Here is a 25928-nt window from a genome sequence, read left to right as displayed (position 1 = left end):
GTAGATCATGACCGTTCAGATTCTGATGCCCGCCCTCTCTCCCACGATGACCGAGGGCAACCTCGCCAAGTGGCTGAAAAAGGAAGGCGACACGGTGAAGTCCGGCGACGTTCTCGCCGAGATCGAAACCGACAAGGCCACCATGGAAGTCGAAGCGGTCGATGAAGGCCGCATCGGCAAGATCCTGATCCCGGCCGGCAGCCAGGGCGTGGCGGTGAACACCCCGATCGCCATCCTGCTGGAAGAGGGCGAGGACGAGAGCGCGCTGGCCTCGGCCGGTTCCGCCCCGGCCCCGGCAGCCGCGGCTCCGGCCGCCGCCGCCGCTCCGGCTCCCACCCCGGCTCCTGCCGCTCCGGCGGCTGCCCCGGCCGCCGCCGGCGAGCGCGTGTTCGCCAGCCCGCTGGCACGCCGCATCGCCGAGCAGGCCGGCGTCGACCTGAAGACCGTCAGGGGCACCGGTCCGCACGGCCGCATCGTCAAGGCCGACGTGGAGGCCGCCAAGGCTGCCGGTCCGGCCAAGGCCGCCGCCGCTCCTGCGACGGCCCCGGCTTCCGCCGCCGCCGCTCCGGCAGCCTCCCCGGCCCCGGCGCCGAAAGCCGAAGGCGTCGATGCCAAGGCGCTCGCCGACAAGCTGGGCATGGCCTACACCGCCGTGCCGAACAGCGGCATGCGCAAGACCATCGCCAAGCGGCTGGGCGAGGTGAAGCGCACCGTTCCCGACTATTACCTGACGGTGGATGTCGAGATCGACGCGCTGATGAAGATCCGCGCCGATCTGAACGGCCGGTCCGACGCCTACAAGCTGTCGGTCAACGACTTCATCATCCGGGCGGTCGCCCTGGCGCTGAAGAAGGTGCCGGCTCTGAACGCCGCCTGGACCGACGAGGCGATGCTGCAGTACAGCCACGCCGACGTGTCGGTCGCCGTCGCCACCCCGACCGGGCTGATCACCCCGATCGTCAAGAAGGCGGAGACCAAGGGTCTCGCCGACATCTCCAACGAGATGAAGGCGCTGGCCAAGAAGGCGCGCGACAACGCGCTGAAGCCGGAAGAGTATCAGGGCGGCACCATCTCCATCTCCAACCTCGGCATGATGGGGATCAAGCAGTTCGCGGCGATCATCAACCCGCCGCAGGCCTGCATCCTGGCGGTCGGGGCCAGCGAGCAGCGTCCGGTGGTGAAGGACGGCGCGTTGGGCATCGCCACGGTGATGAGCCTGACCGGCACCTTCGATCACCGCGTGGCCGATGGCGCCGTCGGTGCGGAATTCCTTGGGGCGGTGAAGAAGCTGCTCGAGGATCCGCTCTCGATGCTGCTCTGACGGTTTGAAGGACCGGTTCCATGTCGAAAAGCCTTGCCCCGCTCCGCGCCGAGATCGACGCCATCGACGACGAGATCGTCGCGCTGCTGGGCAAGCGGCTGTCCGTCGTCCACCGCGTCGCCGCGGTGAAGATGGCGGAGAATCTGCCGGCCGTCCTGCCTGACCGCGTCGACGCGGTCAAGCGGCGGGCGGCGGAGGCGGGCCTCGCTTACGGCCTGGATCCGGACTTCATGGCCACCCTGTACCAGACGATCATCGACGAGGCGTGCCGGGTCGAGGAAGGCATCTTTGCCGCCGGCCGCGAGGATACGCCTCGCTCCTGAATGGGGAGAACACCCTTGGCCGACATGAATTACGACGTCATCGTCATCGGCGGCGGGCCGGGCGGTTACGTGGCGGCGATCCGCGCCGCGCAGTTGGGCCTGCACACCGCGGTCATCGAACGTGAAAACCTGGGCGGCATCTGCCTGAACTGGGGCTGCATCCCGACCAAGGCGCTGCTGCGCTCGGCCGAGGTGCTGCATCTGGCGAAGCATGCCTCGGACTATGGTCTGGTCATCCAGAACCCGTCCTTCGATCTGGACAAGGTCGTCGCCCGCTCGCGCAAGGTCGCCGGCCAGTTGAACGCCGGCGTCAAGCACCTGCTGAAGAAGAACAAGGTCGCGGTGATCGAAGGGTCCGCGAAGCTGGCCGGCAAGGGCCAGGTGGCGGTCACCAAGGGCAACGCCCCGGTCGGCACCTTCGGCGCCAAGCACATCATCATCGCCACCGGCGCGCGTGCCCGCACGCTGCCGGGCCTGGAGGATGACGGCAAGCTGGTCTGGACCTATCGCAAGGCGATGACGCCGGACAGCATGCCGAAGTCGCTGCTGGTTATCGGCTCCGGCGCCATCGGCATCGAGTTCGCCAGCTTCTACAACGCGCTGGGCGCCAAGGTCACCGTGGTCGAGGTGATGGACCGTATCCTTCCGGTGGAGGATGAGGAAATCTCGGGCCTGGCCCGGAAAGCCTTCGAGAAGCAGGGCATGCGCATCATCACCGGTGCCAAGGCCGGCAACCTGCGCAAGGCCGCCGACAGCGTCACCGTGGCCGTCGAGGCCGGTGGCAAGACCGAGGACATCACGGTCGACCGCGTCATCGTCGCCGTCGGCATCAGCCCGAACACCGAAGGGCTGGGGCTGGAGAACACCAAGGTCAAGACCGACCGCGGCCACATCCAGACCAACGGCATGTGCGAGACCGACGAGCCGGGCGTGTACGCCATCGGCGACGTGACCGGCGCCCCCTGGCTCGCCCACAAGGCCAGCCATGAAGGCGTGATCGTCGCCGAACATATCGCCGGCAAGCACCCGCATGCGCTGAACGTCCGCAACATCCCGGGCTGCACCTACTCGCACCCGCAGGTCGCGTCGGTCGGCCTGACGGAGAAGAAGGCGAAGGAAGCCGGTTACGAGGTCAAGGTCGGCCGCTTCCCCTTCGTCGGCAACGGCAAGGCCATCGCGCTCGGCGAGCCGGAAGGCCTGATCAAGACCATCTTCGACGCCAAGACCGGCGAGATGCTGGGTGCCCACATGATCGGCGCGGAAGTGACCGAGCTGATCCAGGGCTACGGCATCGCCAAGACGTCGGAGCTGACCGAGGCGGAACTGATGCACACGGTGTTCCCGCACCCGACTTTGTCGGAAATGATGCATGAGTCGGTCCTTGATGCCTATGGCCGGGCGATCCACTTTTAACTAGGATTTTCCGAAGTGACGTTTTCCCAAACCGGACGGAGCGATGGACCGCAGCAGCGCCGCCTATGACGAGGATTTCTACGCCTGGACCCAAGCCCAGGCGCAGGAGCTTCGCCGTGCCGGCGCCGAGCGGAACAACGCCCCGGTCGACTGGGAGAACGTCGCCGAGGAGATCGAGAGCATGGGCCGCAGCCAGAAGTCCGAGATCGACAGCCGGCTGACCGCGCTGTTCGTGCATATGCTGAAATGGTTGTTCTGTCCTGACCTGCGCGAACGATGCGAGCGTGGATGGCGCCTGACCGTCCGGGAGCAGCGGGAAAAGCTGATCGACGAGATCGCTGCGAGCCCCAGCCTGCGACCGTTCTGCGAATCCATCTGCGACAAGGTTTACCGCCGCGCCCGCCTGCGTGCCGCCGTCGAGGCGGATACCCCTGACGGTCATTTCCCGGTCGAGCCGCCTTTCACGCTTGACCAGGCGCTCGATCCGGCCTATCCGGCCGAGTTGTTTCCGCCGGAATGGCGGGTTTGACCATCCTCATCGCACCTATTTGTCGGGGCCGGGGCGTCGCGTCGGCCATCGGGAGCTTTAGACCATGACCCTCGTCGACCAGACCGAGAAGCTGCGCCACCCCGAGAAGGCCCACAAGCCCGACAACCCCATCCAGCGCAAACCGGCCTGGATCCGGGTCAAGGCGCCGATGAGCCAGGAATACAACGAGACCCGCCAGCTGATGCGCGGGCTGAAGCTGAACACGGTTTGCGAAGAGGCCGCCTGCCCCAACATCGGGGAGTGCTGGAAGCAGAAGCACGCCACCTTCATGATTCTGGGCTCCATCTGCACGCGTGGCTGCGCCTTCTGCAACGTGGAGACCGGACGCCCGGACCTGCTCGACCCGCATGAGCCGGAGAAAGTCGCGGAGGCCGTCGGTCAGCTGAAGCTTTCCCACGTGGTCATCACCTCGGTCGATCGCGACGATCTGGCCGACGGCGGCGCCGAGCATTTCGCCCGCACCATCCGCGCCATCCGTGCCGCATCGCCGACGACCACCATCGAGATCCTGACCCCCGACTTCCAGAAGAAGAAGGGTGCGGTCGAGGTGGTGGTGGAGGCCAAGCCCGACGTCTTCAACCACAATCTGGAGACTGCGCCGCGCCTCTATCCGACCATCCGTCCCGGCGCGCGCTACTTCGCCTCGCTGCAACTGCTGGCGCGGGTGAAGGAGCTGGATCCGACGATCTTCACCAAGTCCGGCCTGATGGTCGGTCTGGGCGAGACGAAGGAGGAGATCGGGCAGGTGATGGACGATCTGCGCTCCGCCGATGTGGACTTTCTGACGATTGGGCAGTATCTCCAGCCCACGCCCAAGCATGCGGCGGTGGATCGCTTCGTGACTCCCGAGGAGTTCGACGGTTATTCCACCGTTGGCCGCGGCAAGGGCTTCCTGCTGGTGGCCTCGTCGCCGCTGACGCGCTCGTCCTATCATGCGGGCGCCGATTTCGAGAAGCTGCGCGAAGCCCGGCTGCGCAAGCTGGGGGTTGCGGCCGCCTGATGCAGGCGGTTCAATAAGAAAGGACACGGTACGGGCATGCCGACGCACGCGGAGAAGAAGGTACTTCCCTACACACCCCGGCAAATGTACGACTTGGTCGCCGATGTGGAGAAGTACCCGGAGTTTCTGCCCTGGTGCCTGGCGGCCCGCATCCGCAAGCGCGAAGACAACGTGATGTTCGCGGATTTGATCATCGGTTTCAAGATGGTCCGCGAACGTTTCACCTCGCGGGTGGAGCTGCACGAGCCCGACTGCCGGATCAACGTGCAGTACACGGATGGGCCGTTCCAGTACCTCAACAATCACTGGATCTTCAGCGAGCACAGCGGCGGCTGCTGCGTCGATTTCTTCGTCGATTTCGAGTTCCGCTCGAAGATGCTTCAGAAGATCATGGGCCTGCTTTTCAACGAGGCGGTCCGCCGCATGGTGCAGGCCTTCGAGACCCGGGCGGCCCAGCTTTATGGGCCGGGCCGGGCGACACAGCCGGCCTGACGCCAGGCAGCGACTGGTCGTAGCGTGCTGTCGGTCAGGTCTTGTCCGACCACAGTTCCCCGCCGCTGGCCCAGTCGCTCTTCTTCACGTCCTGGAAAATGATGTCCACTGCGGAGGGGGAGCAACCGAGGACCTTGACGGTCGCTTCGGTGAGAGCCTTGGCATAGTCGCGCTTCTGCTCGACGGTACGACCTTCGAACAGCTGGATATTGATGGTCGGCATCGCGTTTCCCTTATCTGTGAAGAGTTTGTCGGAGGTTTCTCAGCGCAGGCTCCCGGTGGGGCGGGCCAGGCGCAGCCGCTCCAGCGCCGCCTGCACGGTGGCCATCCGCACGGCGTCGCGATCGCCGGGGAAGGTGTATTCCTTGGCCTTGGCGGCCCCGCCGCGCACCGCCGTGGCGACGTAGACGCGGCCCACCGGCTTGGTCTCCGTAGCCCCGCCGGGGCCGGCGATCCCCGTCACCGCCACGGTCACATCGGCTCGTGACTTCGCCAGCGCACCCGCCGCCATGGCAACCGCAACCTCCGGGCTGACGGCGCCGTGGGCATGCAGCAGGCTGGCCGGAACGCCGAGCAACTCGGTCTTGGCGACGTTGGTGTAGGTGACGAAGCCGCGGTCGACCACCTTGGACGAGCCGGCGATGTCGGTGAGCGCTCCGGCGATCAGCCCGCCGGTGCAGGACTCGGCGGTCGCCAGCATGAAGCCGGCGAGACCATATTCGGCAAGCACCTGGGCGGCGAGGTCGCGGATGGTCTCGGGAAACATGACGGCCTCTCCCGGTTCGGTATCGTTGGTCGGTATGTTAGCCGGGAAGGCGGATGGTCGCCACCGCCTGTGCGGCGATCCCCTCCCGCCGGCCGGTGAAGCCAAGCTGTTCGGTGGTCGTCGCCTTGACGCTGACCCGCCCGGCGTCGATGCCCAGGATTTGCGCGATGCGCTCCGTCATGGCTGCACGGTGGGGACCGACCTTGGGCCGCTCGCAGATGATGGTCACGTCGGCATGGGCGATGACGCCCCCACGTTCCGCCACGAGATCGGCGGCGTGGCGCAGGAACTTGGCGCTGTCGGCACCGCGCCAACGCGGATCGGTCGGCGGGAAGTGGCTGCCGATATCGCCGGCGGCGAGCGCGCCCAGGATCGCATCGGTCAGGGCATGCAGACCGACATCCGCATCGGAATGTCCCTCCAGCCCATGGCTGTGCGGAACCTGCAGGCCGCAGAGTGTCACGAAATCGCCGTCGGTGAAGCGATGGACGTCGAAGCCGCTGCCGGTCCTCACGTCCCACAGGCTGCTCATGATCACGCGGGTGGCCCGGGCCAGGTCGTCTGGGGTGGTCACCTTGAAATTATCCTCCTTTGAGGGCACCAACGCCACGGCCAGCCCGGCACGCTCAGCCACTGCGGCATCGTCGGTCAGCGACAGGCCGGCGGCCGCACGGTGCGCATCCAGGATCGCGGGGAAACGGAAGCCCTGCGGAGTCTGCGCCCGCCAGAGCCCATCGCGATCCACCGTGCCAGCGATGGCGGTGCCGCCGCCGCGCTTGAGCGTGTCGGCAACCTGTACCGCTGCGATGGCGCCCGGTGCCTGATCCAGCGCGGCGATCACCGCGCCGATGGTGGCCCCGTCGATCAGCGGGCGGGCGGCGTCGTGGATCAGGACGAGATCCGGCGCGGCGCCGGTGGCCAGAGCCTCCAGTCCGTTGCGCACCGAATCCTGCCGGCTGGCGCCTCCGGCCACCGGATCGGGCAGGCCGAGTCCGGTGACGGCAGCGTCATAGGCCTCGCGCCAGGTCGGATCGATGACCACGCGCACGCCGGTGACCTGGGGATGGCCGAGGAAGGCCTCGACCGTCCGGCGCAGCACCGGCTTGCCGGCGAGGTCGAGATATTGCTTCGGCCGTTCGGCTCCGAACCGCTGGCCGGATCCGCCGGCGACGATCAGGGCCACGCAGGTGGGCGCGATGCGGGTGGGCATGAGGCAAACCGTAAGATATGATAGCCACTTGACGGAAACGTCGCGGAGCCTAGCCTGTCGCCGTGGTTCCGCCAAGTGCCGAGCCTTGCCGCCCGCGTCACCGGACAGTTTCCGGCACGGGGCGGGTGGCATGACATGGCAGCATGATGGCGGAAAGACGGGAGTGCATTCGGGTCCATGTCGCAGAACATTCTCTTGAGCCTGACCGCACTGGTGGCTCTGCTGCCTGCCGCCTTCTATCCCTACCGGCGCATGGCGGGGCAGGGGGTGGAGGGGCGCGGCTGGTCCTTCTGGGGCGCCTTGCTGCTGGCGGCGGCCGGGCCGGGCATGTGGGCGATCCTGCAGGTCGCCGGCCAGTGGCAGACCGGATTTTCCACCGCGCTGTGGGTGACGACCGCCGCCTGCATGGCCCTGTTCATCGGGCTCAGCCTGCTGCACGACACCGCCTGGAGGCTGGCGCCGCTGCTGCTGCCCTATCTGCTGGTCGTCTGCCTGCTGGCGACGCTGACGGAGGACGCGCCGGCCCCCATCCTGCGCGGGAACGCACCCGGCGTTTGGATCGACCTGCACATCGCGGTGTCGGTCTTCACCTATGCCCTGCTGACGCTCAGCGCCGTTTCCTCGTTTGCGGCGGTGATCCAGACCCGTGCGCTGAAGAGCAAGCGCCCAACTCCCCTCAGCCGTTTCCTTCCGCCGGTGGCGGAGAGCGAGCGGCTGCAACTGCGCCTGCTGATCGCGTCGGAGGTGGTGCTGGGTGCCGGCCTCGCCACCGGGATGGCGGTGCTGTATTTCGAGCAGGGGCTGCTGTTCCGCACCGACCATAAGAGCCTGCTGTCGCTGGCGACCTTCATCGTGATCGGGGTCCTGTTGCTGGCCGAGTACCGGACCGGCGTGCGCGGGAAGACGGCCGCGCGGACCATGCTGATCGTCTATCTGCTGGCGACGCTTGCCTATCCCGGCGTCAAGTTCGTGTCGAACGTGCTGATCGGGCAATGGACCTGGAGCTGAGCGTGCGCTCGCCGCAAGCCGGTGGAAGATCACGGCTTTCCGGCCGGGCTCGTTCGCGGCGGCAGTCCTTCGCGCTTGCACACGGCTGTTGCGGCGTGATAACTTGCCCAAATTGACGGCACTTTGTTGATTTGCCCATCAATCGGGCAGGTGAGAATGACCATACAAATCGGACCCATCACGCTCGCCGGACCGGTGATCCTGGCGCCCATGTCGGGTGTCTCCGACTTGCCGTTCCGCCGTCTGGTGAAGCGCGCGGGCTGCGGTCTCGTCGTGTCCGAGATGATCGCCAGCCAGGCGATGATCCGCGAGAACCGCCAGACCCTGCGCATGGTGGAGACCGAGCCGGAGGAGTTCCCGATGGCGGTCCAGCTCGCCGGCTGCGAGCCCGAGGTGATGGCCGAGGCTGCGAAGCTGAACGAAGACCGCGGCGCCGCCGTCGTCGACATCAATTTCGGCTGCCCGGTCAAGAAGGTGGTCAACGGCCATGCCGGCTCCTCCCTGATGCGGGACGAGGCACTGGCGGGCCGCATCCTGGAGGCGGTGGTGAAGGCCGTCGGCATCCCGGTGACGCTGAAGATGCGTCTGGGCTGGGACGAGACCAACCGCAACGCTCCCAACCTTGCCCGCATCGCCGAACAGTGCGGGATCAAAATGGTGACGGTCCATGGCCGCACCCGCATGCAGTTCTACACCGGCACCGCCGATTGGACCTATGTCCGCCATGTCAAGGAGGCGGTGTCGATCCCGTTGGTGGTCAACGGCGACATCACGGGCTTCGAGGCGGTGGATCGCGCGCTTGCGGAGTCCGGTGCCGACGGCGTGATGATCGGGCGCGGCAGCTACGGCAGGCCCTGGTTTCCGTCGCAGGTCATGCATTACCTGCGAACGGGCGAAAAGCTGCCCGACCCGCCGCTGCACGAGCAGATGGACACGCTCCTGGAGCATTTCGACAGCATGCTGAGCCATTACGGCCGCGACGGCGGCATCAAGGTCGCCCGCAAGCATCTCTCCTGGTACTCGACCGGCCTGCGCGGTTCGAACGAGTTTCGTCAGGAGATCAACCAGCTGGGCGATCCCGATGCGGTGCGCGACCGCATCCGTGCCTTCTACGAACCGGCAATCGAAAGGATGGCCGCCTGATGGACCCCGTTCCGATGACCGCACCGGGCCAGCGTGGCCGCAACCGATCGGCTGCCGTGCGAGCCCCCCGGCTCGACTCCCTGGTGGTCCTGAACAGCCTGCCCGATCCGGTGCTGGTGGTCGACGGCAACGGCGATATCCGTTTCGTCAACCTCGAAGGGCAGGAATTCTTCGACCTGTCCGCCAACGCCATGGAAGGCATGCCGCTGCCCGACCTGCTGCCGTCCGACAGCCCGGTCATGGGACTGATCGCGCAGGTGCGCCGCGGCAGCCGCCGGGTGTCGCAGGACGGCGTGATCATCGACACCCCGCGCATCGGCCCGCACCATGTCACGGTGCAGGTGGCGACCATGGGCGACCCGCCCGACCATGTGGTGCTGACCATTCACGAACGGTCGCTCGCCCGCAAGATCGACCACTCGCTGACCCACCGGCACGCCGCACGGTCCGTCACCGCCATGGCGGCGATGCTGGCGCATGAGGTGAAGAATCCGCTGTCGGGCATCCGCGGCGCGGCCCAGCTGCTGGAGGAGAACGCCAGCGACCAGGATCGCGTGCTGACCCGCCTGATCTGCGACGAGGCCGACCGCATCGTCGCGCTGGTCAACCGGATGGAGGTGTTTTCCGACGAACGGCCGCTGGAGCGCGCCGCGGTGAACATCCATACGGTGCTGGAGCATGTGCGCAAGGTCGCGCAGAGTGGTTTTGCCCGAAAAATACGCTTTGTCGAGCGTTATGACCCGTCGCTGCCTCCTGTTTACGGCAATCGCGATCAACTTGTGCAGGTTTTCCTGAATTTGATCAAAAATGCGGCAGAGGCTGCTCCGGAATCGGGCGGTGAGATCACCTTGACCACGTCCTACCAGCATGGTGTGCGCATGGCGCTGCCGGGTGGGGATGTGCGCCGGCATCTGCCGCTGCTGGTGGCGGTGCAGGATAATGGCGACGGCATTCCGGAAGACCTGCAGTCCAACCTGTTCGATCCCTTCGTGACCAGCAAAGTGAACGGGACTGGCCTTGGACTTGCATTGGTGGCGAAACTCATAGGCGACCATGGCGGGACCATCGAGTTCGACAGCCAGCCTCGCCGGACCGTCTTCAAGGTGTCGCTGCCGATGTACGATGATTCGAAATACGATGACCCGAAACTTACCGGGGAGTCGAAGATTTCTGACGCTGGCTTGCAGTCCAAGGGCGGCCGGGGGACTCGTTGATGAGCGCGGCGACCATTCTGATCGCGGATGACGATCGCGCCATCCGCACCGTGCTGACGCAAGCGCTCGCCCGCCTGGGGCACGAGGTGCGCACCACCGGCAATGCCGCCACGCTGTGGCGCTGGGTGGCGGACGGGCAGGGGGATCTGGTCATCACCGACGTGGTGATGCCGGACGAAAACGGCCTGGACCTGATCCCGCGCATCAAGAAGCTGCGGCCGGAACTGCGCGTCATCGTGATGAGCGCGCAAAACACCCTGATCACCGCGGTGAAAGCGGCGGAGCGCGGCGCTTTCGAATACCTGCCCAAGCCGTTCGATCTGAAGGAACTGGTGTCGGTCGTCGAGCGGGCGCTGAACACCAACAATCCACCGGCCGCCATGCCGGGCGGCGACGTGGAGGGCGAGGAGCAGCTTCCCCTGATCGGTCGCTCGCCCGCCATGCAGGAAATCTACCGGGTGCTGGCCCGCCTGATGGGCACCGACCTGACGGTGATGATCACCGGCGAGTCCGGTACCGGCAAGGAACTGGTCGCCCGCGCCCTTCACGATTACGGCAAGCGGCGCAACGGCGCCTTCGTCGCCATCAACATGGCGGCCATCCCGCGCGAACTGATCGAATCCGAGCTGTTCGGCCATGAGAAGGGCGCCTTCACCGGCGCCACCAACCGGTCGACCGGACGGTTCGAGCAGGCGCAGGGCGGCACCCTGTTCCTGGACGAGATCGGCGACATGCCGCTGGACGCCCAGACCCGCCTGCTGCGCGTGCTCCAGGAAGGCGAATACACCACGGTCGGCGGGCGTACGGCGATCAAGACCGACGTGCGCATCATCGCGGCGACCCACCGCGACCTGCGCACCCTGATCCGCCAGGGCCTGTTCCGCGAGGATCTGTTCTACCGCCTGTGCGTGGTGCCGATCCGCCTGCCGCCGCTGCGGGAGCGGACGGAGGACATTCCCCTGCTGGTCCGCCATTTCCTGAACATCGGCATCAACCAGGGGCTTCCGGCCAAGAGCATCGACCAGGCGGCGATGGACCGGCTGAAGCGCTACCGGTGGCCCGGCAATGTCCGCGAGCTGGAGAATCTGGTTCGCCGACTGGCTGCGCTCTATTCCCAGGAGGTGATCGGGCTGGATGTGGTGGAGGCGGAGCTTGCCGACGCCACCCCCGCCGCCCAGCCGGTGGAAGAACCGCAGAGCGAAGGTCTGTCTTCGGCGGTCGAACGCCACTTGAAGGACTATTTCGCCGCCCACAAGGATGGCATGCCGTCCAACGGCCTCTACGACCGGGTGCTGCGCGAGATCGAACGGCCTTTGATCTCGCTCAGCCTGTCTGCGACCCGTGGTAACCAGATCAAGGCTGCACAGCTGCTCGGTCTGAACCGCAACACGCTGCGCAAGAAGATCCGGGACCTGGACATTCAGGTTATGCGCGGCATCAAATAGTCCGCTTCCGACCGTCAGTGCCATTCACGCCTATCTCCGCAACCGATCCGTGTCAAAATTGCGACACGGCTTCGGGGCGGACGGCGGTGAATTCGCGGCTATCCGCCGGGTAATGCTGCCGCAGCCGGCTGATATAGCCGGTGCTGTCCGAAAGACAGATCCATTGCGGCTTGGCAGCGCCGCAACAGAGGTGTATCTTTCCGGCAACAGATCAGCGCCGGACCATGTCATCGAACTCCGACACCGCAGCATCCGGCCAACGGCCGGTTTGGCAGAAGATTCTCCAATGGTCCAGGCGGGTCGGCCTGGGCAAGCGGATGGCCTTCGCCCTGTCGCTGGCGGCACTGGCCGCCGGTTTCGCCACCTATGCGGCGATGACGGAAAGCGCGCCGTTCGGGCAGGCCAATCCCCGGACCGTCACGCTTCTGCTGACGCTCGACCTCGCGATCCTGCTGATGCTGGGCGTGCTGATCGCCCGGCGCATCGTCGCCATCCTGATCGGGCGGCGGCGCGGACTGGCGGGGTCGCGGCTGCACACCCGCCTCGTTCTGGTGTTCGGTGTGCTGGCGGTGGCGCCGGCCATCGTCATGACCGTGTTTTCCACCCTGTTCTTCTATGTCGGGGTGCAGAGCTGGTTCAGCGACCGCGTGCGCACTGCGGTGAACGAGTCCCTTGTGGTCGCCAGCGCCTATCTGCATGAGCATCAGCAGAACATCCGCGCCGACGCCCTGGCGATGGCCAATGACCTGTCGCAGGAGGCGCGCTTCTCCAGCGACCCCCAGCGTTTCGAACAGGTCGTGGCCACCCAGGCGATGCTGCGCGCCCTGTCGGAAGCCATCGTCTTCAACGGCACCACCGGGGCCATCGTCGCCCGTGCCGGCTATACCTTCACCCTGGAATTCGAGCCGATCCCGGAGGACAAGATCCAGCAGGCCCGCAACGGCGAGGTCGCGCTGATCGTCAAGGAATCCGATGACCGTGTCCGCGCCCTGGTCAGCTTGGACCGGGTGTCGGACACCTTCCTCTATGTCGGCCGCATGGTGGAGCCGCGGGTCCTGCAGCACATGGCCTCCGCGGAAGGCGCGGTCAAGGAATACACCGCGCTGGAGAACCAGCGCGGCAGCCTGCAGGTCACCTTCACGCTGATCTTCCTGGTCGTGGCGATGCTGCTGCTGCTGGCGGCGGTGTGGGCCGGCCTGAACTTCGCCACGCGTCTGGTCCGCCCGATCAGTGCGCTGATCGGCGCCGCCGAACGGGTCCGTGCCGGCGACCTGACCGTCCGCGTGTCGGAACCGCCGGGCGAGGACGAGTTCGTCCTGCTGTCGCGCGCCTTCAACCGGATGACCACCGAGATCGAGGGACAGCGCCGCGAGTTGCTGTCGACCAACCGGCTGCTGGACGAGCGCCGGCGCTTCACCGAGACGGTGCTGTCCGGCGTGTCGGCCGGCGTGCTGGGCGTGGACGCCGACGGCGCCATCAACCTGCCGAACCTGTCCGCCGCCCGCCTGTTGGGCGAGGAGGATCCGGAGCGGCTGATCGGCATGCCGCTGGTGGAACTGCTGCCGGACATCCACGACCTGTTGGAGAACGCGCCGAAGAAGCCGGGCCGCGTCGTGCAGGACCAGATCCAGATCCGGCGCCCCGGCAAGCCGACGCTGACCCTGTTGGTCCGCATCGCAGCCGAGGTTCGGGGCGGCGACGTGCGTGGCTACGTCGTCACCTTCGACGACATCACCGAGCTGGTGTCGGCGCAGCGCAAGGCGGCCTGGGCCGACGTGGCGCGCCGCATCGCGCATGAGATCAAGAACCCGTTGACCCCTATCCAGCTTTCGGCCGAACGGCTGCGCCGCAAATACCTGAAGGAGATCTCCAGCGATACGGAGGTCTTCACCATGTGCACCGACACCATCGTCCGGCAGGTCGACGACATCCGCCGCATGGTGGACGAGTTCTCCGCCTTCGCGCGGATGCCGCAGCCGGTGATGAAGCCGGTCAACATCAACGATCTGGTCCGCCAGGCGGTGTTCCTGCAATCCAGTGCCCACAGCGGCAAAATTCGTTTCGACACCCGGCTGCCGTCGGGACCGCTGACGGTCGCCTGCGACAGCCGGCAGATCTCCCAGGCGCTGACCAACCTGTTGCAGAACGCCGCGGACGCCATCGAAGGACGCAGTCCGCCCGCCGACGGAGCGGATCTGCCGCCCGGCGAGGTGGCGATCGCCGTGCAGGACGACGGCGAGATGGTCGTCGTGACCGTCGAGGACAACGGCAAGGGCCTGCCCGGCGGCGAACAGCGCGACCGGCTGACCGAACCCTATGTGACGACGCGGGCCAAGGGCACCGGGCTGGGGCTCGCCATCGTCAAGAAGATCATGGAGGACCATGGCGGCGTGCTGACCCTGGAGGACCGCGAGGGCGGGGCCGGGGCGCGCGTGACCTTGGTGATTCCACACCCGGTTGCGGCCGCGAACGACGCGGGCGGCCGTGACGACAGGCCGGCGGAGACCGGCGGAGAGATGAGGCACGAAGCCCATGGCGCATGACATTCTGATCGTCGACGACGAAGCCGATATCCGGATGCTGATAGCCGGCATCCTGAACGACGAAGGCATGAAGACCCGCGAGGCCGCCGACGCCGATCAGGCCTTCGCCCAGGTGGCGGCGCGCCGGCCGAGCCTCGTCGTGCTCGACATCTGGCTGCAGGGCAGCAGGCTGGACGGCCTGCAGATCCTGGAACAGCTGATGCGGGACCACGGGAATCTGCCGGTCATCATGATCTCCGGCCACGGCAACATCGAAACCGCGGTGCAGGCGATCAAGGTCGGCGCCTACGACTTCATCGAGAAGCCGTTCAAGGCCGACCGTCTGCTGCTGATGGTGGATCGCGCCATCGAGGCGGCGCGGCTGAAGCGCGAGAACCAGGAACTCAAGCTGCGTGCCGGCGGCGATGCCGAACTGATCGGCCGGTCGTCTGCGGTCAATCAGGTGCGCCAATCGATCGACAAGGTGGCGCCCACCGGCAGCCGCGTGCTGATCTCCGGCCCGCCCGGCGCCGGCAAGGAAGTGGTGGCCCGGCTGATCCATGCCCGGTCCCGTCGGGCCAGTGGTCCCTTCGTCGGGCTGAACTGCGCCACCATGCGGCCGGAACGGCTGGAGATGGAGCTGTTCGGCACCGAGGCCGGCGTCGACGGTCCCGGCCGCAAGATCGGCACCTTCGAACAGGCCCATGGCGGCACGCTGCTGCTCGACGAGGTCGCCGACATGCCGCTGGAAACCCAGGGCAAGATCGTCCGCGCCCTTCAGGAACAGGTGTTCGAGCGCGTCGGCGGCGGCCAGCGGGTCGAGGTGGACGTCCGCGTCATCGCCACCTCCAACCGCGATCTCCAAGCGGAGATCGAACAGGGCCGCTTCCGCCAGGATCTGTTCTACCGCCTGTCGGTGGTGCCGATCCGCGTGCCGTCGCTGGCCGAACGGCGCGAGGACATCCCCGTCCTGGCCCGCCATTTCATGCAGCGGTCCGCCGAGGCGTCGGGCCTGCCGGTCCGCGAGTTCGGCGAGGACGCCATGGCCGCATTGCAGGCCTATGATTGGCCGGGCAACGTGCGCCAACTGCGCAACGTGGTGGACTGGCTGCTGATCATGGCCCATGGCGATCCCAAAGAGCCGATCCGCGCCGACACCCTGCCGCCGGAGATCGGTGCCATCACCCCGACCGTGCTGAAATGGGACAAGGGCGGCGAGATCATGGGGCTCCCCTTACGCGAAGCGCGCGAGGTGTTCGAACGCGAGTATCTGCTGGCCCAGGTCACCCGCTTCGGCGGCAACATCTCCCGCACCGCGTCCTTCGTCGGCATGGAGCGTTCGGCCCTTCACCGCAAGCTGAAGTCGCTGGGCGTCCACGGCAGCGAGAAGGGGAAGATGTTCATCGAGTGATCGGTGCAATCGCTCGACCGCTATCACTTCTCAGTCCGTCCGTCATTCCCGCGAAGGCGGGAATCCAGCGTCTGCACGGAAGTGGCTGTGGGGCAGCCTGGATCCCCGCCTTCGCGGGGATGACCTCAGCGTGAGGAAGGCGGCTTCGCGCCGATCATGTTCACGCCTGCCGGAGTATCTCCTTGTCCGCCCCCATCACCCTGCCGCGCGCCGTCATCTATGACTGGGACAACACCCTGGTCAGCAACTGGGATACCGTGCGCGAGGCGTTGAACCATGCTCTGGTGTCCTTCGGCCTCGATCCCTGGAGTGCCGAGGAAGCGCGCGAGCGGATCAAGGCCTCGCTGCGCGACAGCTTCCCGCGCATCTTCGGCGAGCGTTGGACCGAGGCGCGCGATCTGTTCTATGCCTATTTCGCCGCCCATCATCTGGACGGGCTGAAGCCGCTGCCCGGCGCCGAGACCCTTCTGCGCCATCTTCACGAGCGCGGCGTCTATCAGGCCGTCGTCTCCAACAAGAACGGCAAGTTCCTGCGGGCGGAAGCCGACGCGCTGGGCTGGACCCGTTATTTCGGCAAGCTGGTCGGCGCCCAGGATGCCGAATTCGACAAGCCGCACATCGCCCCGGTGCGGATGGCGCTGGAACCGGCGGGGATGGCGCCGGGCGCCGCGTCGGGGAACGACATCTGGTTTCTCGGCGATGCCGACATCGACATGGAATGCGCCCATGGCGCCGGGCTCATTCCGGTGCTAATAGGGCTGGGCGAGGGAAGCGGCTTCGAACGCTTTCCCCCTGCCCATCGCCACACCGACTGTACGGCGCTGCACGGCGTCCTGTATGGCTTGGTGGACGGCAATGGTGATACCATATCCCTGCAAACGGCTGTCGAGACGGTACCTGCGCGCACCATACCTGCACCGTGAAACGGGGAGCGGACCGCCTGAAGAAAAGGGGTCCCAAGAACATTGAAGAAGGGGGCATGAAAAATGTCTGAAAAAAGCCAGAACGTGCAGGACGTGTTTCTCAATCACGTCCGCAAGAACAAGACTCCCGTAACCGTCTTTCTCGTGAACGGCGTGAAACTCCAGGGCATCATTACTTGGTTCGACAACTTCTCGGTACTTCTGCGGCGCGACGCGCATTCTCAGCTCGTCTACAAGCACGCGATCTCGACGGTCATGCCGGCCCATCCCATTCAACTTTTCGAGCCGCCCAAGGAAGGTGAAAGCGTCTGATCCCTTGACCAATGGTAACGGCGCGGCCCCTGAAGGCGCCGCGCGGGCCATCGTGGTCCACCCCGTCCTCCGCAGCGAGGCGGACGGGGACATGCGCCCTCCCGAATCCCGGCTCGATGAGGCGGTCGGTTTGGCCCAGGCGATTCAGCTGGACGTCGTCCATGCCGAATGCGCCAAGGTGAACCGTCCGCAGCCATCGACCCTGCTTGGGTCCGGCACGGTGGAGACTCTAGCGCAGCTGGTGGAGGAGAACGAGGCGACCCTCGTCATCCTCGACCACGCCCTGTCGCCGGTCCAGCAGCGCAACCTGGAACGGTCGCTGAAGGCGAAGGTCATCGACCGCACCGGCCTGATCCTGGAGATCTTCGGCGCCCGCGCCCGGACCCGGGAAGGCATGCTGCAGGTCGAGCTGGCTTCCCTGACCTACCAGAAATCCCGTCTGGTTCGGTCCTGGACCCACCTGGAACGCCAGCGCGGCGGCTTCGGCTTCCTCGGCGGCCCCGGCGAATCGCAGCTCGAGCTTGACCGCCGCCTGATCGGCGACCGGATTATCAAGATCAAGAAGGAACTGGAGGAGGTGCGGCGTACCCGCGGCCTGCACCGCAAGGCGCGCGCCAAGGTGCCGTATCCGGTTGTGGCACTGGTCGGCTACACCAACGCCGGCAAGTCGACGCTGTTCAACCGGCTGGCGAATGCCGACGTCTTCGCTCAGAATCTGCTGTTCGCCACGCTCGACCCCACCATGCGGCAAGTGACGCTGCCGTCGGGACGCAAGGTGATCCTGTCCGACACGGTCGGTTTCATCTCCGACCTGCCGCACGGTCTCGTCGCCGCCTTCCGCGCCACGCTGGAAGAGGTGGATGCCGCCGACATCATCCTGCATGTCCGCGACATCGCCCACATCGACAGCGAGGCACAGAAGGCCGACGTCCACGAAGTGCTGTCCGACATGGGCATCGACCCGGAAACGGACGACCGGGTGATCGAGGTGCTGAACAAGATCGACGCGCTGGACGAGGAAAGCCGTGCGGCGATTCTGGCTCAGACCGGCCGCAACCCGCGTGCGGTGGCGGTATCCGCCCTGTCCGGAGAAGGAATCGACGATCTCGATCGCCTGCTGGACCAGCGGATGAACGTCAACCGGCAGGTCGTCGACCTTTCCGTGGAACTGGGCAACGGTGCCGCACTCGCGTGGCTCTATGCCAAGAGCGAGGTTCTGGACCGTCGCGACGACGAGGAGCGGGCGCATCTGCACGTCTCCATCGACCCCGTCGATCTCGCTCGTTTCGAGAAGCGGTTCCAGCCGTCCATCGAAGCTCAGCCGCAACCTTAGGCGGTGAGGCCGGGTGTCCTGGTCGAAAGGGAGTGGGGTGCAATCGCGGTCTATGACCTGTTGCACCCCACTCCGGTCTTAAGACGAATGCTGTGTGGTGATTTCCCCGTTGGGGTCCGATTATGGGAATGGAGCGGTGTGCTCCCCCCTTGAGGAGGACTGCCAATGCGGTTGCAAACCGATCCATCATGCTTTTCGATTACGGCTTTCCTCGCCGATCAGGTAACTCTCGTAGCCCGTCAGGAGAAGCTCCCGCCGGGTGCAGCCCTGCTTCGGCTGCAGGAGCTTTCGCGCAGCGCCGAGGGCCGGGCGACATTGATGCACCTGATCGAATCCGCCGCCCGGCAGGAAGCGAACGTCGACGAAGCCGCGAAGATCGCGGCGATCTGCCGCGAGCTGGCGGCGTGGGGTTATGGCGACGGACGGAATGCCGCGGGCTTCCCCAGCACCAGCCGCCACGATCATCGCGCGGCGGCATGACGGTGATTTGACACATGCTTGATGGATGACGGCGCCCACGACGGCGGGCCATACTAACGCGTTCGCCATCGTCGCGGTCCCGTCGTGCTCCGTTTTCCTTCCCGTGCCGTTCTGACCGCAGCCGCTCGCCTGATGGCGGCAATGCCGTTGCTGACGGTATCGATCCAGCCGCTGGCGGCAGAGCTGCCGCGCCCAGGATTGCCGCTTCCGCCCGGCTATGTCGAAGAGCCGGAGGTGGCGCCCGAGGATCCGCTTCCTCTCCCGCCGAAGCCGTTTCCGCTCGTGCCCGACGAACCGCTGGTCGTCGCCCCGGATGCCGCGGGGCTGCTCAAGGAATGCAAGCAGCCGGCCTTCACCGACTGCTTCCGCCTGTGGCAGCCGCCTCCACCGCCACCGGAACCGGAGAAGGAAACCGCCGGTGCCCCGGCGGCGCCTTCGCCTCCCGATCCGGCCAATCCCAAGGCACCGCGCGAACCGGCGCAGGGCGGCCCGGTGCCGCCGCCATCGCCCGACCCTGCCAAGGCCGCCGCCGCGGCCGCGGCCGACCGCGCCACCTTCGATGCGCTGTCGAAGGCGTTGAAGGACAGCGGCCTGGACGGCAGGGTCCTGCTGACCGACCCGAAGGGCGGCGATCCGGTGTTGAAGCTGGATGCCGCGCCCGGCAAACCGGCGGCGAAGCGCTGACCCTCCACTCCTCATAATCGATCAAGGGCTCCAACCATGACGGCTTTCCAGCTTCCGGACATCGACCGCGTTTCGGACCTGATCCGCTCCGTCGCTCTGACGGAGATCATGCCGTATTTCCGGAAACTCGACGCCGCCGGCATCCGGGAGAAGACCGGACCGACCGACCTCGTCACGCTGGCGGACGAAGCGGCCGAGCGGGCCTTGACCCCGGCACTGGCGGCCCTTCTGCCCGGCGGCCGCGTCATCGGCGAGGAGGCGGCATCGGAAGACGAACGGGTGCTCGACCGCATCCATGGCGATGATCCGGTCTGGATCATCGATCCGGTGGATGGAACCATCAATTTCGCCCAGGGCCGGGCGATGTTCGCGGTGATCGTGGCTCTCGCCTGCAAGGGCGAGACGGTCGCGGGCTGGATTTACGACCCGGTCGACGGCCGGATGGCGACGGCGGTGAAGGGGCAGGGTGCTTGGCTGGACGGCCGCCGCGTCCATGTCGCGGCCGCCGTGCCGTTGCCGCAGATGGTCGGCGCTCTGTCCACGCGCTTCTGCAGCGAGGAAATGGGGAAACAGTTGGAGGAGCGCAGCGCCGGATTGGGCGAGCGGGCATGCCTGTCGAGCGCCGCGCAGGAATATCTGCGGTTGCTGGAAGGGCGGGCGCACTATTCGCTCTACCACCGCCTGATGCCGTGGGATCATGCGGCCGGCGTGCTGATGCATGCGGAGGCCGGTGGTTACTCGGCACTGATCGACGGGACGGCCTACCGGCCGGGGCTTCTGCGCGGCAGCATCCTGCTGGCGCCTGACCGCGAAAGCTGGCAGGCCTTGCATGCGACGTTGTTCGACTAAGAGGACGGGGAAATGCCGCTCACCAATCTTCTGTTGCCCACATACAAAAATATGCTGCGGACGCTCTCCGGACTTCTGGACAAGGCCGAGCGGCAGGTTCCGGATCAGGTGGAGGGCTTGCTGTCGGCGCGCTTGGCACCGGACATGTACCCGTTGGCCACTCAATTGCGCTACGCCGCTTACCAAGCCCAGGAAGCGACGTTCCGGCTGCGCGGCGAGAGCATCCCTCCGTCACTCGCCGCCGTGGCTGCGGAAGCGCGCAACGCCGTGGAGGTCCCCGGATCCCTGGCGGATGCGCGTGCCCGCATCGACGAGGCCTTGTCCTACCTGGACGGCCTCGCCGACGACGCCCTCGACGCGGGGGAAGCCTTGGCGATCGTGATCGAACTACCCGGCGGCGTCACCTTCGACATGACCGGCGAACAATTCGCCCGTGATTGGGCGCTGCCGCAGTTCTATTTCCATGTGATCACGGCTTACGCCGTCTTGCGGAACCAGGGGATCGAGATCGGCAAGGCGGATTACGTGCCCCACATGTTCGCCTATCTCCGCCCTGGAACGCTTCCGTCGGCATGATCAATGGGCCAGCAACGCCGGCAGCGCCAGTCCGTCCAGCACCGTGCGGGTGGCGCCGCCAAGCACCAGTTCGCGCAGGCGGGAATGGCCGTAGGCGCCCATGACCAGCAGGTCGGCGCCCTGGTCGCCGCAGCAGGACAGGATCATGTCGCCGACCTCGCCGCCCGAGGCGACGATCGTCTGTGGGCGGGCGGCGATGCCGTGACGGTGCAGCCACTCGACCAGGGCGGCGGCGTCATTGCCATGCTGGCCCGGCGGCTCGACGGACAGGACGGTGACCGTGTCCGCCGCCTCGATGAAGGGCATGGCGGCGCGGACGGCGCGGGCGGATTCGCGGCTGTTCTTCCAGGCGACCAGCACATGGCGGCCGATGGGGGACGCTGCCGGCTGCTTGGGCGGCAGGACCAGCACCGGGGTGGCGGTCTCCAGCGGCAGGCGGTCGGGGATGTGGTGCAGCGACACCCGTTCGCCCGCCCGCACCGCGGCCGACTGCGCCACCACGACCAGATCGGCGTAGGACGCCCGCTCCGCCAGCAGTTCGACGTGATCGCCTTCTTCGACTCTCCAGTCGTAGGACAGGCCGTCAAGCGCCTGACACACCTCCTGGCCGATCCGTTCGGCATTCTCATGGGCGATGGCGGTGGCCTCCGCCATGAAACCGTAGGAGGCGGCGCGGCCGGTGGCTCCCGCCGGCATCGACACCGGCGTGGCGATGTAGAGCGCCTGGATATGGGCGGAGAAACGCTTCGCCAGAGCCGCGGCGACCGCCAGACGGCCGGCATAGGCGTCGTCGTTGGCCATGTGCAGCAGGATGGTCTTGATCGGCATGCCCTTGCGTCTCCCGTCTTATGCCTGCTCCGCCGTCAGCCGGCGGAGCGGTTTCCTTCTAGGTAACGCTCCGTCGGGCCGGTGGCAATGCCAGCGGATGGCAGGGAGGCGAGGAGCTACTTCACCACCACCGCGTACTGGTCGATCGGCGCCACCTGCTTGATGAGGCCGCGCGCCTTCAGGAACTCGGCGAAGCGGGTATAGCGGTCGGCATCGAGCGCTGCCGGGCTGTGGGAGAAGCGCGGCAGCGTGTCGGCCCAGGCGCGGCGGTTCAGCTCGTCGTTCAGTTCGGGGCGCCCCTTGACGAAGGCGGCCTGCGATTCTTCGGGATGGTTCAGGATGTAGAGCGTCGCGCGCTCCACCGCCGCCAGGAAGCGCTTGAAGCGCGGGTCGTTCGCCTTGTCCTTGCGGGCGACCAGGATCAGCTCGTCATAGGGCGGCACGCCTTCCTCTTCCGGGTAGAAGGCGCGGCCGGGATGCTTCTCGATCTCCATCTGGTTCAGCTCGAAGTTCCGGAAGGCGCCGACCACCGCATCGACCTGTCCCGACAGCAGCGACGGCGAGAGGGAGAAGTTGACGTTCACCAGTTCGACGTCCTTCAGGCTCAGCCCCTGCTTCTCCAGCATGGCGCCCAACAAGGCATCCTCGAAGCCGGCGATCGAATAGCCGACCTTGCGGCCCTTCAGGTCCTTCAAGCTTTTCACCGGCCCGTCGCGCAGCACGACCACGGAGTTCAGCGGCGTGGACACCAGCGTGCCGATGCGGACCAGCGGCAGCTCCTCCGCCACCTGCAGGATCAGCTGCGGCTGGTAGGACACCGCGATGTCGACCCCGCCGGCGGCGACCAGCTTGGGCGGATCGTTGGGATCGGCCGGAGCGGTCAACGTCACCTCCAGCCCGGCGTCCTTGAAGAAGCCCTTTTCCTGGGCCACCACCAGCGGCGCGTGGTCCGGGTTCACGAACCAATCCAGCATCACGGACAGCTTGTCCTGGGCCAGCGCGGGGAGCGAGGTCATCAGCCCGGCGGCAAGCAGGCCGGCGGCGAACAAGTGCTTCATCGGGTGTTTCCCCCTTTCAAGGGTTCGAATCTTCAGCGGGTTGGGTATCGGGTTGCCAAGGCAGAGCGCGTCGGGCCAGCGCATCGACGGCGGCATAGAGCGTCACGGCGAACAGCCCCAGCACCAGGACGGCGGCGAACAGAAGGTCGATCTGCATGCGGGCGTTGGCGTGCAGCATCAGATAGCCGAGGCCGGAGGACGACCCCACCCATTCGCCGATCACCGCACCGATGGGCGCCACCGCCGCGGCGACCCGGACACCGGACCAGAAGGCGGGCAGGGCCGCCGGCAATCGGATGCTCCAGAGAATGGCGGCGGGGGAGGCATCCATGGTGCGGGCAAGGTCGAGCCAGCCCGGATCGGTGCGGCGCAGCCCGTCGAACAGCGCGGTCGTCACCGGGAAATAGATGACCAGAACCGCCATGGCGATCTTGGACACCATGCCGTAGCCGAGCCACAGGACCAGAAGCGGCGCCAGGGCGAAGACCGGGATCGCCTGGCTGACCAGCAGCAGCGGCATCAGCCAACGGCGCGCCGTGCGGAACCGCGCCAGCAGCAGGGCACTGATCCCACCCAGCGCCACGCCGGCCACCAGTCCGATCAGGATTTCGGCCAGCGTGGTCAGCCCATGCACCATCAACAAGGGGGCCTGCCGCTGCATCGCCTCCGCCACCGCCAGCGGACCGGGCAGCAGATAGCGCGGCAGTCCGGTGGCCCAGACCAGCGCCTGCCAGCCGGCGACCAGCACCATCAGGGTGACCACGGCGCGCAGCAGCGCCTTCATTCCGCCAGCCTCCGCAGCAGTTCGGCCTGATGCGCCAGCAGGTCGGGATCGTCGACGCGGCGCGGTACCGGACCGGCCGGCTCCAGCGCCGGCCCCATGATCGCGGGGCGGCCGGTCATCACATGCAGGCGGTCGCCGATTCGCAACGCTTCCAGCGGGTCGTGCGTGACCATCAGGACGGTGCGGCCGGCCAGCGTTTCCGCCGCCGTTTCCTGCAGGCGCAGCCGGGTGATGGCATCGAGCGCAGAGAAGGGCTCGTCCATCAGGACCAGCGGCTTGTCCTCCATCAGCGTGCGGGCCAGCGCCACGCGCTGCCGCTGCCCGCCGGACAGGGCGGCGGGGTGGTCGCGCTCCCGGCCCGCCAGCCCGACGCGGTCGAGCAATGCGCGGGCCTGCTCCACCCGCGCCGGACCGGGGCGGCGGTGTCGCAGCCGGTCCCCCAGCAGCACATTGTCCAGGACCGTCAGCCAGGGCAGCAGCAGGTCCTGCTGCGCCATGTAGGCGATGCGGCCGGCCAGCGGCCGGCCATCGTCGGTGACAACCTCGGTCGGCGGCTCCGGCTCCGCCAGTCCGGCGAGGATGCGCAGAAGCGTGGTCTTGCCGACGCCGCTCGGTCCCAACAGGCAGGTGGTCCGGCCGGCCGGCAGCTCCAGCGTGAGGTCGGAGAACAGCCGCGTGCCGCCATAGGTCAGCCGCGCGCGCGAGATCGTCACCGAAAGCGGCGTCATCGCAAGCATCGGGGCGAGCATGGCGGTCTGGTGGAGATGGAGACGGTGCGTTCCCGCATCACTGATCCCTACGCCGGCATGAACCGGATCAGGTTCCAGGGGTCGTCCCGCAACGGGACCTCTCAGCCGCCCATCGGCTCCCCCCAGTGAAGGCGGCGACTATAGGCGCGGACGATCCGTAACCGCAAGCATTGCCAGCCGCAGGTTCCAGCATGCGGAAGCGGGTGGCTTGACCGAAATCCCGCGGCCCCTAGTTTCAGACGGGCATCAAGGAGTGCAGGTCCTGACAACGCCCTTCCGCACACCGCTGTTCATCGGCGGCGAGATCTATCGCGGCTCGACCTATGGGCCGAAGCACCCGCTGGCGATCCCGCGCGTCTCGACCGCCATCGATCTCAGCCGCGCCATGGGCTGGCTGCCGGAGGAGGTTTATCTCGATACCCATGTGGCGAGCGAACGCGAGCTGGCGCGCTTCCACACCGCCGACTACATCGCGGCCCTGAAGCGGGCGGAGGTGGAGCAGCGGGTGGACGAAGTGACCGCCACCCGCCACAATCTGGGAAAGCTGGAGAATCCCATCTTCGCCGAGATGTACCGGCGGCCGGCCCACAGCAGCGGGTCGGCGTTGCAGGCGGCGCGGATCCTGGGCGACCGGCCGGCCGGACTGGTCTATGCCCCGGCGGCCGGCACCCATCATGCACGCCGCGACCGGGCCAGCGGCTTCTGCTATTTCAACGCGCCGGTGCTGGGCATCCTGGAACTGCTGGACCATGGGCTGGAGCGGGTGCTTTACGTCGACCTCGACGCCCATCATGGCGACGGGGTGGAGGAAGCCTTCGCCGACGACGACCGCGTGCTGACCGTCTCGGTCCATGAGGACGGACGCTGGCCCTACACCGGCAAGGCCGAGGATCGCGCCGGTGGCATGGCGCGAAACCTGCCGGTACCTCCCGGCTTCAACGACAGCGAGATGGAGCACATCATGGAGGCCGCGGTCCTGCCGCTGGCCCGCGCTTTCCGTCCGCAGGCGATGGTGATCCAGACCGGTGCCGACGCCCTGGCCGAAGATCCGCTGAGCAGGCTCGAACTGTCCAACCGTGCCCTGTGGGATGCGGTGACTGCGCTGCTGCCGCTGGCACCACGAGTGCTGGTGGTCGGTGGTGGCGGCTACAATCCCTGGTCCGTCGGGCGCTGCTGGGCAGGAATATGGGCGGTGATGAACGGCATCGATCCGGCGATCGCGCCGACGGCGGAAGCCGAATCGGTGCTGCGCGCCCTGACCTGGAACCGGGCCGCCGGCCGCAACCCGCCGGAACACTGGTTCACGACCCTGGCGGACGAAGGCCGGCCGGGACCGGTGCGCGATGCGGTGAGGCGGGTGGCGGAGATGGCCCTGTCCTGACGCTTGGATGCGCGGCGGACCGGCGGCGGACTCCATGTCCGGCGATTCTCGAACATTGCCGTGACGATTCGTTGACGGAAGCGGATTGTTCGTTGATTCTCGTAGTCCTGTACCGGTGCAGCTTCCATGCCGGCCGGCAGATCGGGCGGCGCG

General features: G+C 66.9%; 26 protein-coding genes, 1 pseudogene and 1 riboswitch. Of the genes and pseudogenes, 20 read left to right on the top strand and 7 right to left on the bottom strand.

The window, feature by feature from the left end:
• The first annotated feature begins 7 nt into the window (after positions 1-7).
• The 6 genes from JHL17_RS31025 to JHL17_RS31000 all read left to right on the top strand — a co-directional run bounded on the left by JHL17_RS31025 (position 8) and on the right by JHL17_RS31000 (position 5099).
• A complete protein-coding gene (locus JHL17_RS31025; RefSeq protein WP_200198442.1) occupies positions 8-1321 on the top strand; it encodes a pyruvate dehydrogenase complex dihydrolipoamide acetyltransferase in 1314 nt (437 codons plus the stop codon).
• 20 nt (positions 1322-1341) lie between these two features.
• Positions 1342-1644 carry a chorismate mutase gene (locus JHL17_RS31020; protein ID WP_200198441.1) on the top strand — a complete coding sequence of 101 codons (303 nt, stop codon included), beginning with the start codon at positions 1342-1344 and terminating at the stop codon, positions 1642-1644.
• Positions 1645-1659: 15 nt separating this feature from the next.
• Entirely contained in the window at positions 1660-3057 is a 1398-nt protein-coding gene (gene lpdA, locus JHL17_RS31015) for a dihydrolipoyl dehydrogenase (protein WP_200198440.1), read from the top strand.
• 43 nt (positions 3058-3100) lie between these two features.
• Complete coding sequence (locus JHL17_RS31010; RefSeq protein ID WP_200198439.1) at positions 3101-3586, top strand: DUF29 domain-containing protein; 486 nt, start codon at positions 3101-3103, stop codon at positions 3584-3586.
• A gap of 64 nt (positions 3587-3650) precedes the next feature.
• A complete protein-coding gene (gene lipA / locus JHL17_RS31005) occupies positions 3651-4607 on the top strand; it encodes a lipoyl synthase (protein ID WP_109096348.1) in 957 nt (318 codons plus the stop codon).
• Between the two features lie 36 nt (positions 4608-4643).
• A complete protein-coding gene (locus JHL17_RS31000) occupies positions 4644-5099 on the top strand; it encodes a type II toxin-antitoxin system RatA family toxin (RefSeq protein ID WP_200198438.1) in 456 nt (151 codons plus the stop codon).
• Positions 5100-5133: 34 nt separating this feature from the next.
• Here JHL17_RS31000 and JHL17_RS30995 read toward each other — a convergent pair.
• The 3 genes and pseudogenes from JHL17_RS30995 to JHL17_RS30985 form a co-directional block, all read right to left on the bottom strand.
• Positions 5134-5325 (bottom strand): annotated as a pseudogene (locus JHL17_RS30995) (4-oxalocrotonate tautomerase); the annotation flags it as partial.
• Positions 5326-5361: 36 nt separating this feature from the next.
• The gene (locus tag JHL17_RS30990) at positions 5362-5865 is read right to left on the bottom strand and encodes a CinA family protein (RefSeq protein WP_200198436.1); all 504 of its coding nucleotides are present in this window, start codon (positions 5863-5865) and stop codon (positions 5362-5364) included.
• Positions 5866-5902: 37 nt separating this feature from the next.
• A complete protein-coding gene (locus JHL17_RS30985; RefSeq protein ID WP_200198435.1) occupies positions 5903-7075 on the bottom strand; it encodes a bifunctional 2-C-methyl-D-erythritol 4-phosphate cytidylyltransferase/2-C-methyl-D-erythritol 2,4-cyclodiphosphate synthase in 1173 nt (390 codons plus the stop codon).
• A gap of 177 nt (positions 7076-7252) precedes the next feature.
• Between JHL17_RS30985 and JHL17_RS30980 the strand changes: the two genes are divergently transcribed.
• From JHL17_RS30980 to JHL17_RS30920, 13 genes are all read left to right on the top strand, one after another.
• Complete coding sequence (locus tag JHL17_RS30980; RefSeq protein ID WP_200198434.1) at positions 7253-8083, top strand: cytochrome C assembly family protein; 831 nt, start codon at positions 7253-7255, stop codon at positions 8081-8083.
• Between the two features lie 156 nt (positions 8084-8239).
• Positions 8240-9226, top strand: coding sequence for a tRNA dihydrouridine synthase DusB (dusB, locus tag JHL17_RS30975; RefSeq protein ID WP_200198433.1), 987 nt, complete (start codon positions 8240-8242; stop codon positions 9224-9226).
• The gene (locus tag JHL17_RS30970; protein WP_425599660.1) at positions 9226-10440 is read left to right on the top strand and encodes a two-component system sensor histidine kinase NtrB; all 1215 of its coding nucleotides are present in this window, start codon (positions 9226-9228) and stop codon (positions 10438-10440) included. Before dusB ends, JHL17_RS30970 begins: the two co-directional genes overlap by 1 nt.
• A complete protein-coding gene (ntrC, locus tag JHL17_RS30965; protein ID WP_200198432.1) occupies positions 10440-11885 on the top strand; it encodes a nitrogen regulation protein NR(I) in 1446 nt (481 codons plus the stop codon). The genes JHL17_RS30970 and ntrC overlap by 1 nt, the downstream gene beginning before the upstream one ends.
• 224 nt (positions 11886-12109) lie before the next feature.
• Positions 12110-14428 (top strand): sensor histidine kinase NtrY-like, encoded by a 2319-nt coding sequence (locus JHL17_RS30960; RefSeq protein WP_200198431.1) that lies wholly within the window; start codon positions 12110-12112, stop codon positions 14426-14428.
• Entirely contained in the window at positions 14418-15818 is a 1401-nt protein-coding gene (gene ntrX, locus JHL17_RS30955; RefSeq protein WP_200198430.1) for a nitrogen assimilation response regulator NtrX, read from the top strand. Before JHL17_RS30960 ends, ntrX begins: the two co-directional genes overlap by 11 nt.
• Before the next feature lie 182 nt (positions 15819-16000).
• Complete coding sequence (locus JHL17_RS30950; protein WP_200198429.1) at positions 16001-16741, top strand: HAD family hydrolase; 741 nt, start codon at positions 16001-16003, stop codon at positions 16739-16741.
• A gap of 63 nt (positions 16742-16804) precedes the next feature.
• The gene (hfq, locus tag JHL17_RS30945) at positions 16805-17053 is read left to right on the top strand and encodes an RNA chaperone Hfq (protein ID WP_012974114.1); all 249 of its coding nucleotides are present in this window, start codon (positions 16805-16807) and stop codon (positions 17051-17053) included.
• Between the two features lie 52 nt (positions 17054-17105).
• Positions 17106-18386, top strand: a complete 1281-nt coding sequence (gene hflX, locus JHL17_RS30940; protein ID WP_200198534.1) for a GTPase HflX — start codon at positions 17106-17108, stop codon at positions 18384-18386.
• A gap of 165 nt (positions 18387-18551) precedes the next feature.
• Positions 18552-18866 (top strand): hypothetical protein, encoded by a 315-nt coding sequence (locus JHL17_RS30935; protein ID WP_200198428.1) that lies wholly within the window; start codon positions 18552-18554, stop codon positions 18864-18866.
• Positions 18867-19007: 141 nt separating this feature from the next.
• Positions 19008-19550 carry a hypothetical protein gene (locus tag JHL17_RS30930; protein WP_247893900.1) on the top strand — a complete coding sequence of 181 codons (543 nt, stop codon included), beginning with the start codon at positions 19008-19010 and terminating at the stop codon, positions 19548-19550.
• A gap of 36 nt (positions 19551-19586) precedes the next feature.
• Positions 19587-20399, top strand: a complete 813-nt coding sequence (locus JHL17_RS30925) for an inositol monophosphatase family protein (protein ID WP_200198426.1) — start codon at positions 19587-19589, stop codon at positions 20397-20399.
• A 12-nt stretch (positions 20400-20411) separates the two neighbouring features.
• On the top strand, positions 20412-20975 hold the full coding sequence (locus JHL17_RS30920; protein ID WP_200198425.1) for a DUF1993 domain-containing protein: 564 nt from the start codon (positions 20412-20414) through the stop codon (positions 20973-20975).
• Here JHL17_RS30920 and JHL17_RS30915 read toward each other — a convergent pair whose 3' ends face one another.
• From JHL17_RS30915 to JHL17_RS30900, 4 genes are all read right to left on the bottom strand, one after another.
• A complete protein-coding gene (locus JHL17_RS30915; protein ID WP_200198424.1) occupies positions 20976-21803 on the bottom strand; it encodes a universal stress protein in 828 nt (275 codons plus the stop codon).
• A gap of 116 nt (positions 21804-21919) precedes the next feature.
• Positions 21920-22861, bottom strand: a complete 942-nt coding sequence (locus JHL17_RS30910) for an ABC transporter substrate-binding protein (protein ID WP_200198423.1) — start codon at positions 22859-22861, stop codon at positions 21920-21922.
• Positions 22862-22877: 16 nt separating this feature from the next.
• Positions 22878-23645 carry an ABC transporter permease gene (locus tag JHL17_RS30905; RefSeq protein ID WP_200198422.1) on the bottom strand — a complete coding sequence of 256 codons (768 nt, stop codon included), beginning with the start codon at positions 23643-23645 and terminating at the stop codon, positions 22878-22880.
• Positions 23642-24373: an ABC transporter ATP-binding protein gene (locus JHL17_RS30900; RefSeq protein ID WP_247893899.1), complete on the bottom strand. Its 732-nt coding sequence runs from the start codon at positions 24371-24373 to the stop codon at positions 23642-23644. Before JHL17_RS30900 ends, JHL17_RS30905 begins: the two co-directional genes overlap by 4 nt.
• A 47-nt stretch (positions 24374-24420) precedes the next feature.
• Positions 24421-24527, bottom strand: a riboswitch (TPP riboswitch).
• A 120-nt stretch (positions 24528-24647) separates the two neighbouring features.
• Here JHL17_RS30900 and JHL17_RS30895 point away from each other — a divergent pair.
• Positions 24648-25775 carry an arginase family protein gene (locus JHL17_RS30895; protein WP_200198420.1) on the top strand — a complete coding sequence of 376 codons (1128 nt, stop codon included), beginning with the start codon at positions 24648-24650 and terminating at the stop codon, positions 25773-25775.
• Positions 25776-25928: the final 153 nt, after the last annotated feature.

Source organism: Azospirillum endophyticum, from assembly GCF_016595245.1.
Taxonomy (GTDB): Bacteria; Pseudomonadota; Alphaproteobacteria; order Azospirillales; family Azospirillaceae; genus Azospirillum; species Azospirillum endophyticum.
This window is presented reverse-complemented; position numbering and strand designations above follow the sequence as displayed.

Excerpts from the sequence above, each read along its gene's own strand:
- lipA (WP_109096348.1), top strand. The coding sequence starts at position 3,651 with ATGACCCTCGTCGACCAGACCGAGAAGCTGCGCCACCCCGAGAAGGCC.
- JHL17_RS30910 (WP_200198423.1), bottom strand. The coding sequence starts at position 22,861 with ATGAAGCACTTGTTCGCCGCCGGCCTGCTTGCCGCCGGGCTGATGACC.
- JHL17_RS31025 (WP_200198442.1), top strand. The coding sequence starts at position 8 with ATGACCGTTCAGATTCTGATGCCCGCCCTCTCTCCCACGATGACCGAG.
- JHL17_RS30905 (WP_200198422.1), bottom strand. The coding sequence starts at position 23,645 with ATGAAGGCGCTGCTGCGCGCCGTGGTCACCCTGATGGTGCTGGTCGCC.
- JHL17_RS30990 (WP_200198436.1), bottom strand. The coding sequence starts at position 5,865 with ATGTTTCCCGAGACCATCCGCGACCTCGCCGCCCAGGTGCTTGCCGAA.
- JHL17_RS30980 (WP_200198434.1), top strand. The coding sequence starts at position 7,253 with ATGTCGCAGAACATTCTCTTGAGCCTGACCGCACTGGTGGCTCTGCTG.
- JHL17_RS30930 (WP_247893900.1), top strand. The coding sequence starts at position 19,008 with ATGCCGTTGCTGACGGTATCGATCCAGCCGCTGGCGGCAGAGCTGCCG.
- JHL17_RS30925 (WP_200198426.1), top strand. The coding sequence starts at position 19,587 with ATGACGGCTTTCCAGCTTCCGGACATCGACCGCGTTTCGGACCTGATC.
- dusB (WP_200198433.1), top strand. The coding sequence starts at position 8,240 with ATGACCATACAAATCGGACCCATCACGCTCGCCGGACCGGTGATCCTG.
- JHL17_RS31020 (WP_200198441.1), top strand. The coding sequence starts at position 1,342 with ATGTCGAAAAGCCTTGCCCCGCTCCGCGCCGAGATCGACGCCATCGAC.
- hfq (WP_012974114.1), top strand. The coding sequence starts at position 16,805 with ATGTCTGAAAAAAGCCAGAACGTGCAGGACGTGTTTCTCAATCACGTC.
- JHL17_RS31010 (WP_200198439.1), top strand. The coding sequence starts at position 3,101 with ATGGACCGCAGCAGCGCCGCCTATGACGAGGATTTCTACGCCTGGACC.
- JHL17_RS30970 (WP_425599660.1), top strand. The coding sequence starts at position 9,226 with ATGGACCCCGTTCCGATGACCGCACCGGGCCAGCGTGGCCGCAACCGA.
- JHL17_RS31000 (WP_200198438.1), top strand. The coding sequence starts at position 4,644 with ATGCCGACGCACGCGGAGAAGAAGGTACTTCCCTACACACCCCGGCAA.
- JHL17_RS30900 (WP_247893899.1), bottom strand. The coding sequence starts at position 24,373 with ATGACGCCGCTTTCGGTGACGATCTCGCGCGCGCGGCTGACCTATGGC.
- ntrX (WP_200198430.1), top strand. The coding sequence starts at position 14,418 with ATGGCGCATGACATTCTGATCGTCGACGACGAAGCCGATATCCGGATG.
- JHL17_RS30915 (WP_200198424.1), bottom strand. The coding sequence starts at position 21,803 with ATGCCGATCAAGACCATCCTGCTGCACATGGCCAACGACGACGCCTAT.
- JHL17_RS30920 (WP_200198425.1), top strand. The coding sequence starts at position 20,412 with ATGCCGCTCACCAATCTTCTGTTGCCCACATACAAAAATATGCTGCGG.
- JHL17_RS30935 (WP_200198428.1), top strand. The coding sequence starts at position 18,552 with ATGCGGTTGCAAACCGATCCATCATGCTTTTCGATTACGGCTTTCCTC.
- JHL17_RS30985 (WP_200198435.1), bottom strand. The coding sequence starts at position 7,075 with ATGCCCACCCGCATCGCGCCCACCTGCGTGGCCCTGATCGTCGCCGGC.
- JHL17_RS30960 (WP_200198431.1), top strand. The coding sequence starts at position 12,110 with ATGTCATCGAACTCCGACACCGCAGCATCCGGCCAACGGCCGGTTTGG.
- ntrC (WP_200198432.1), top strand. The coding sequence starts at position 10,440 with ATGAGCGCGGCGACCATTCTGATCGCGGATGACGATCGCGCCATCCGC.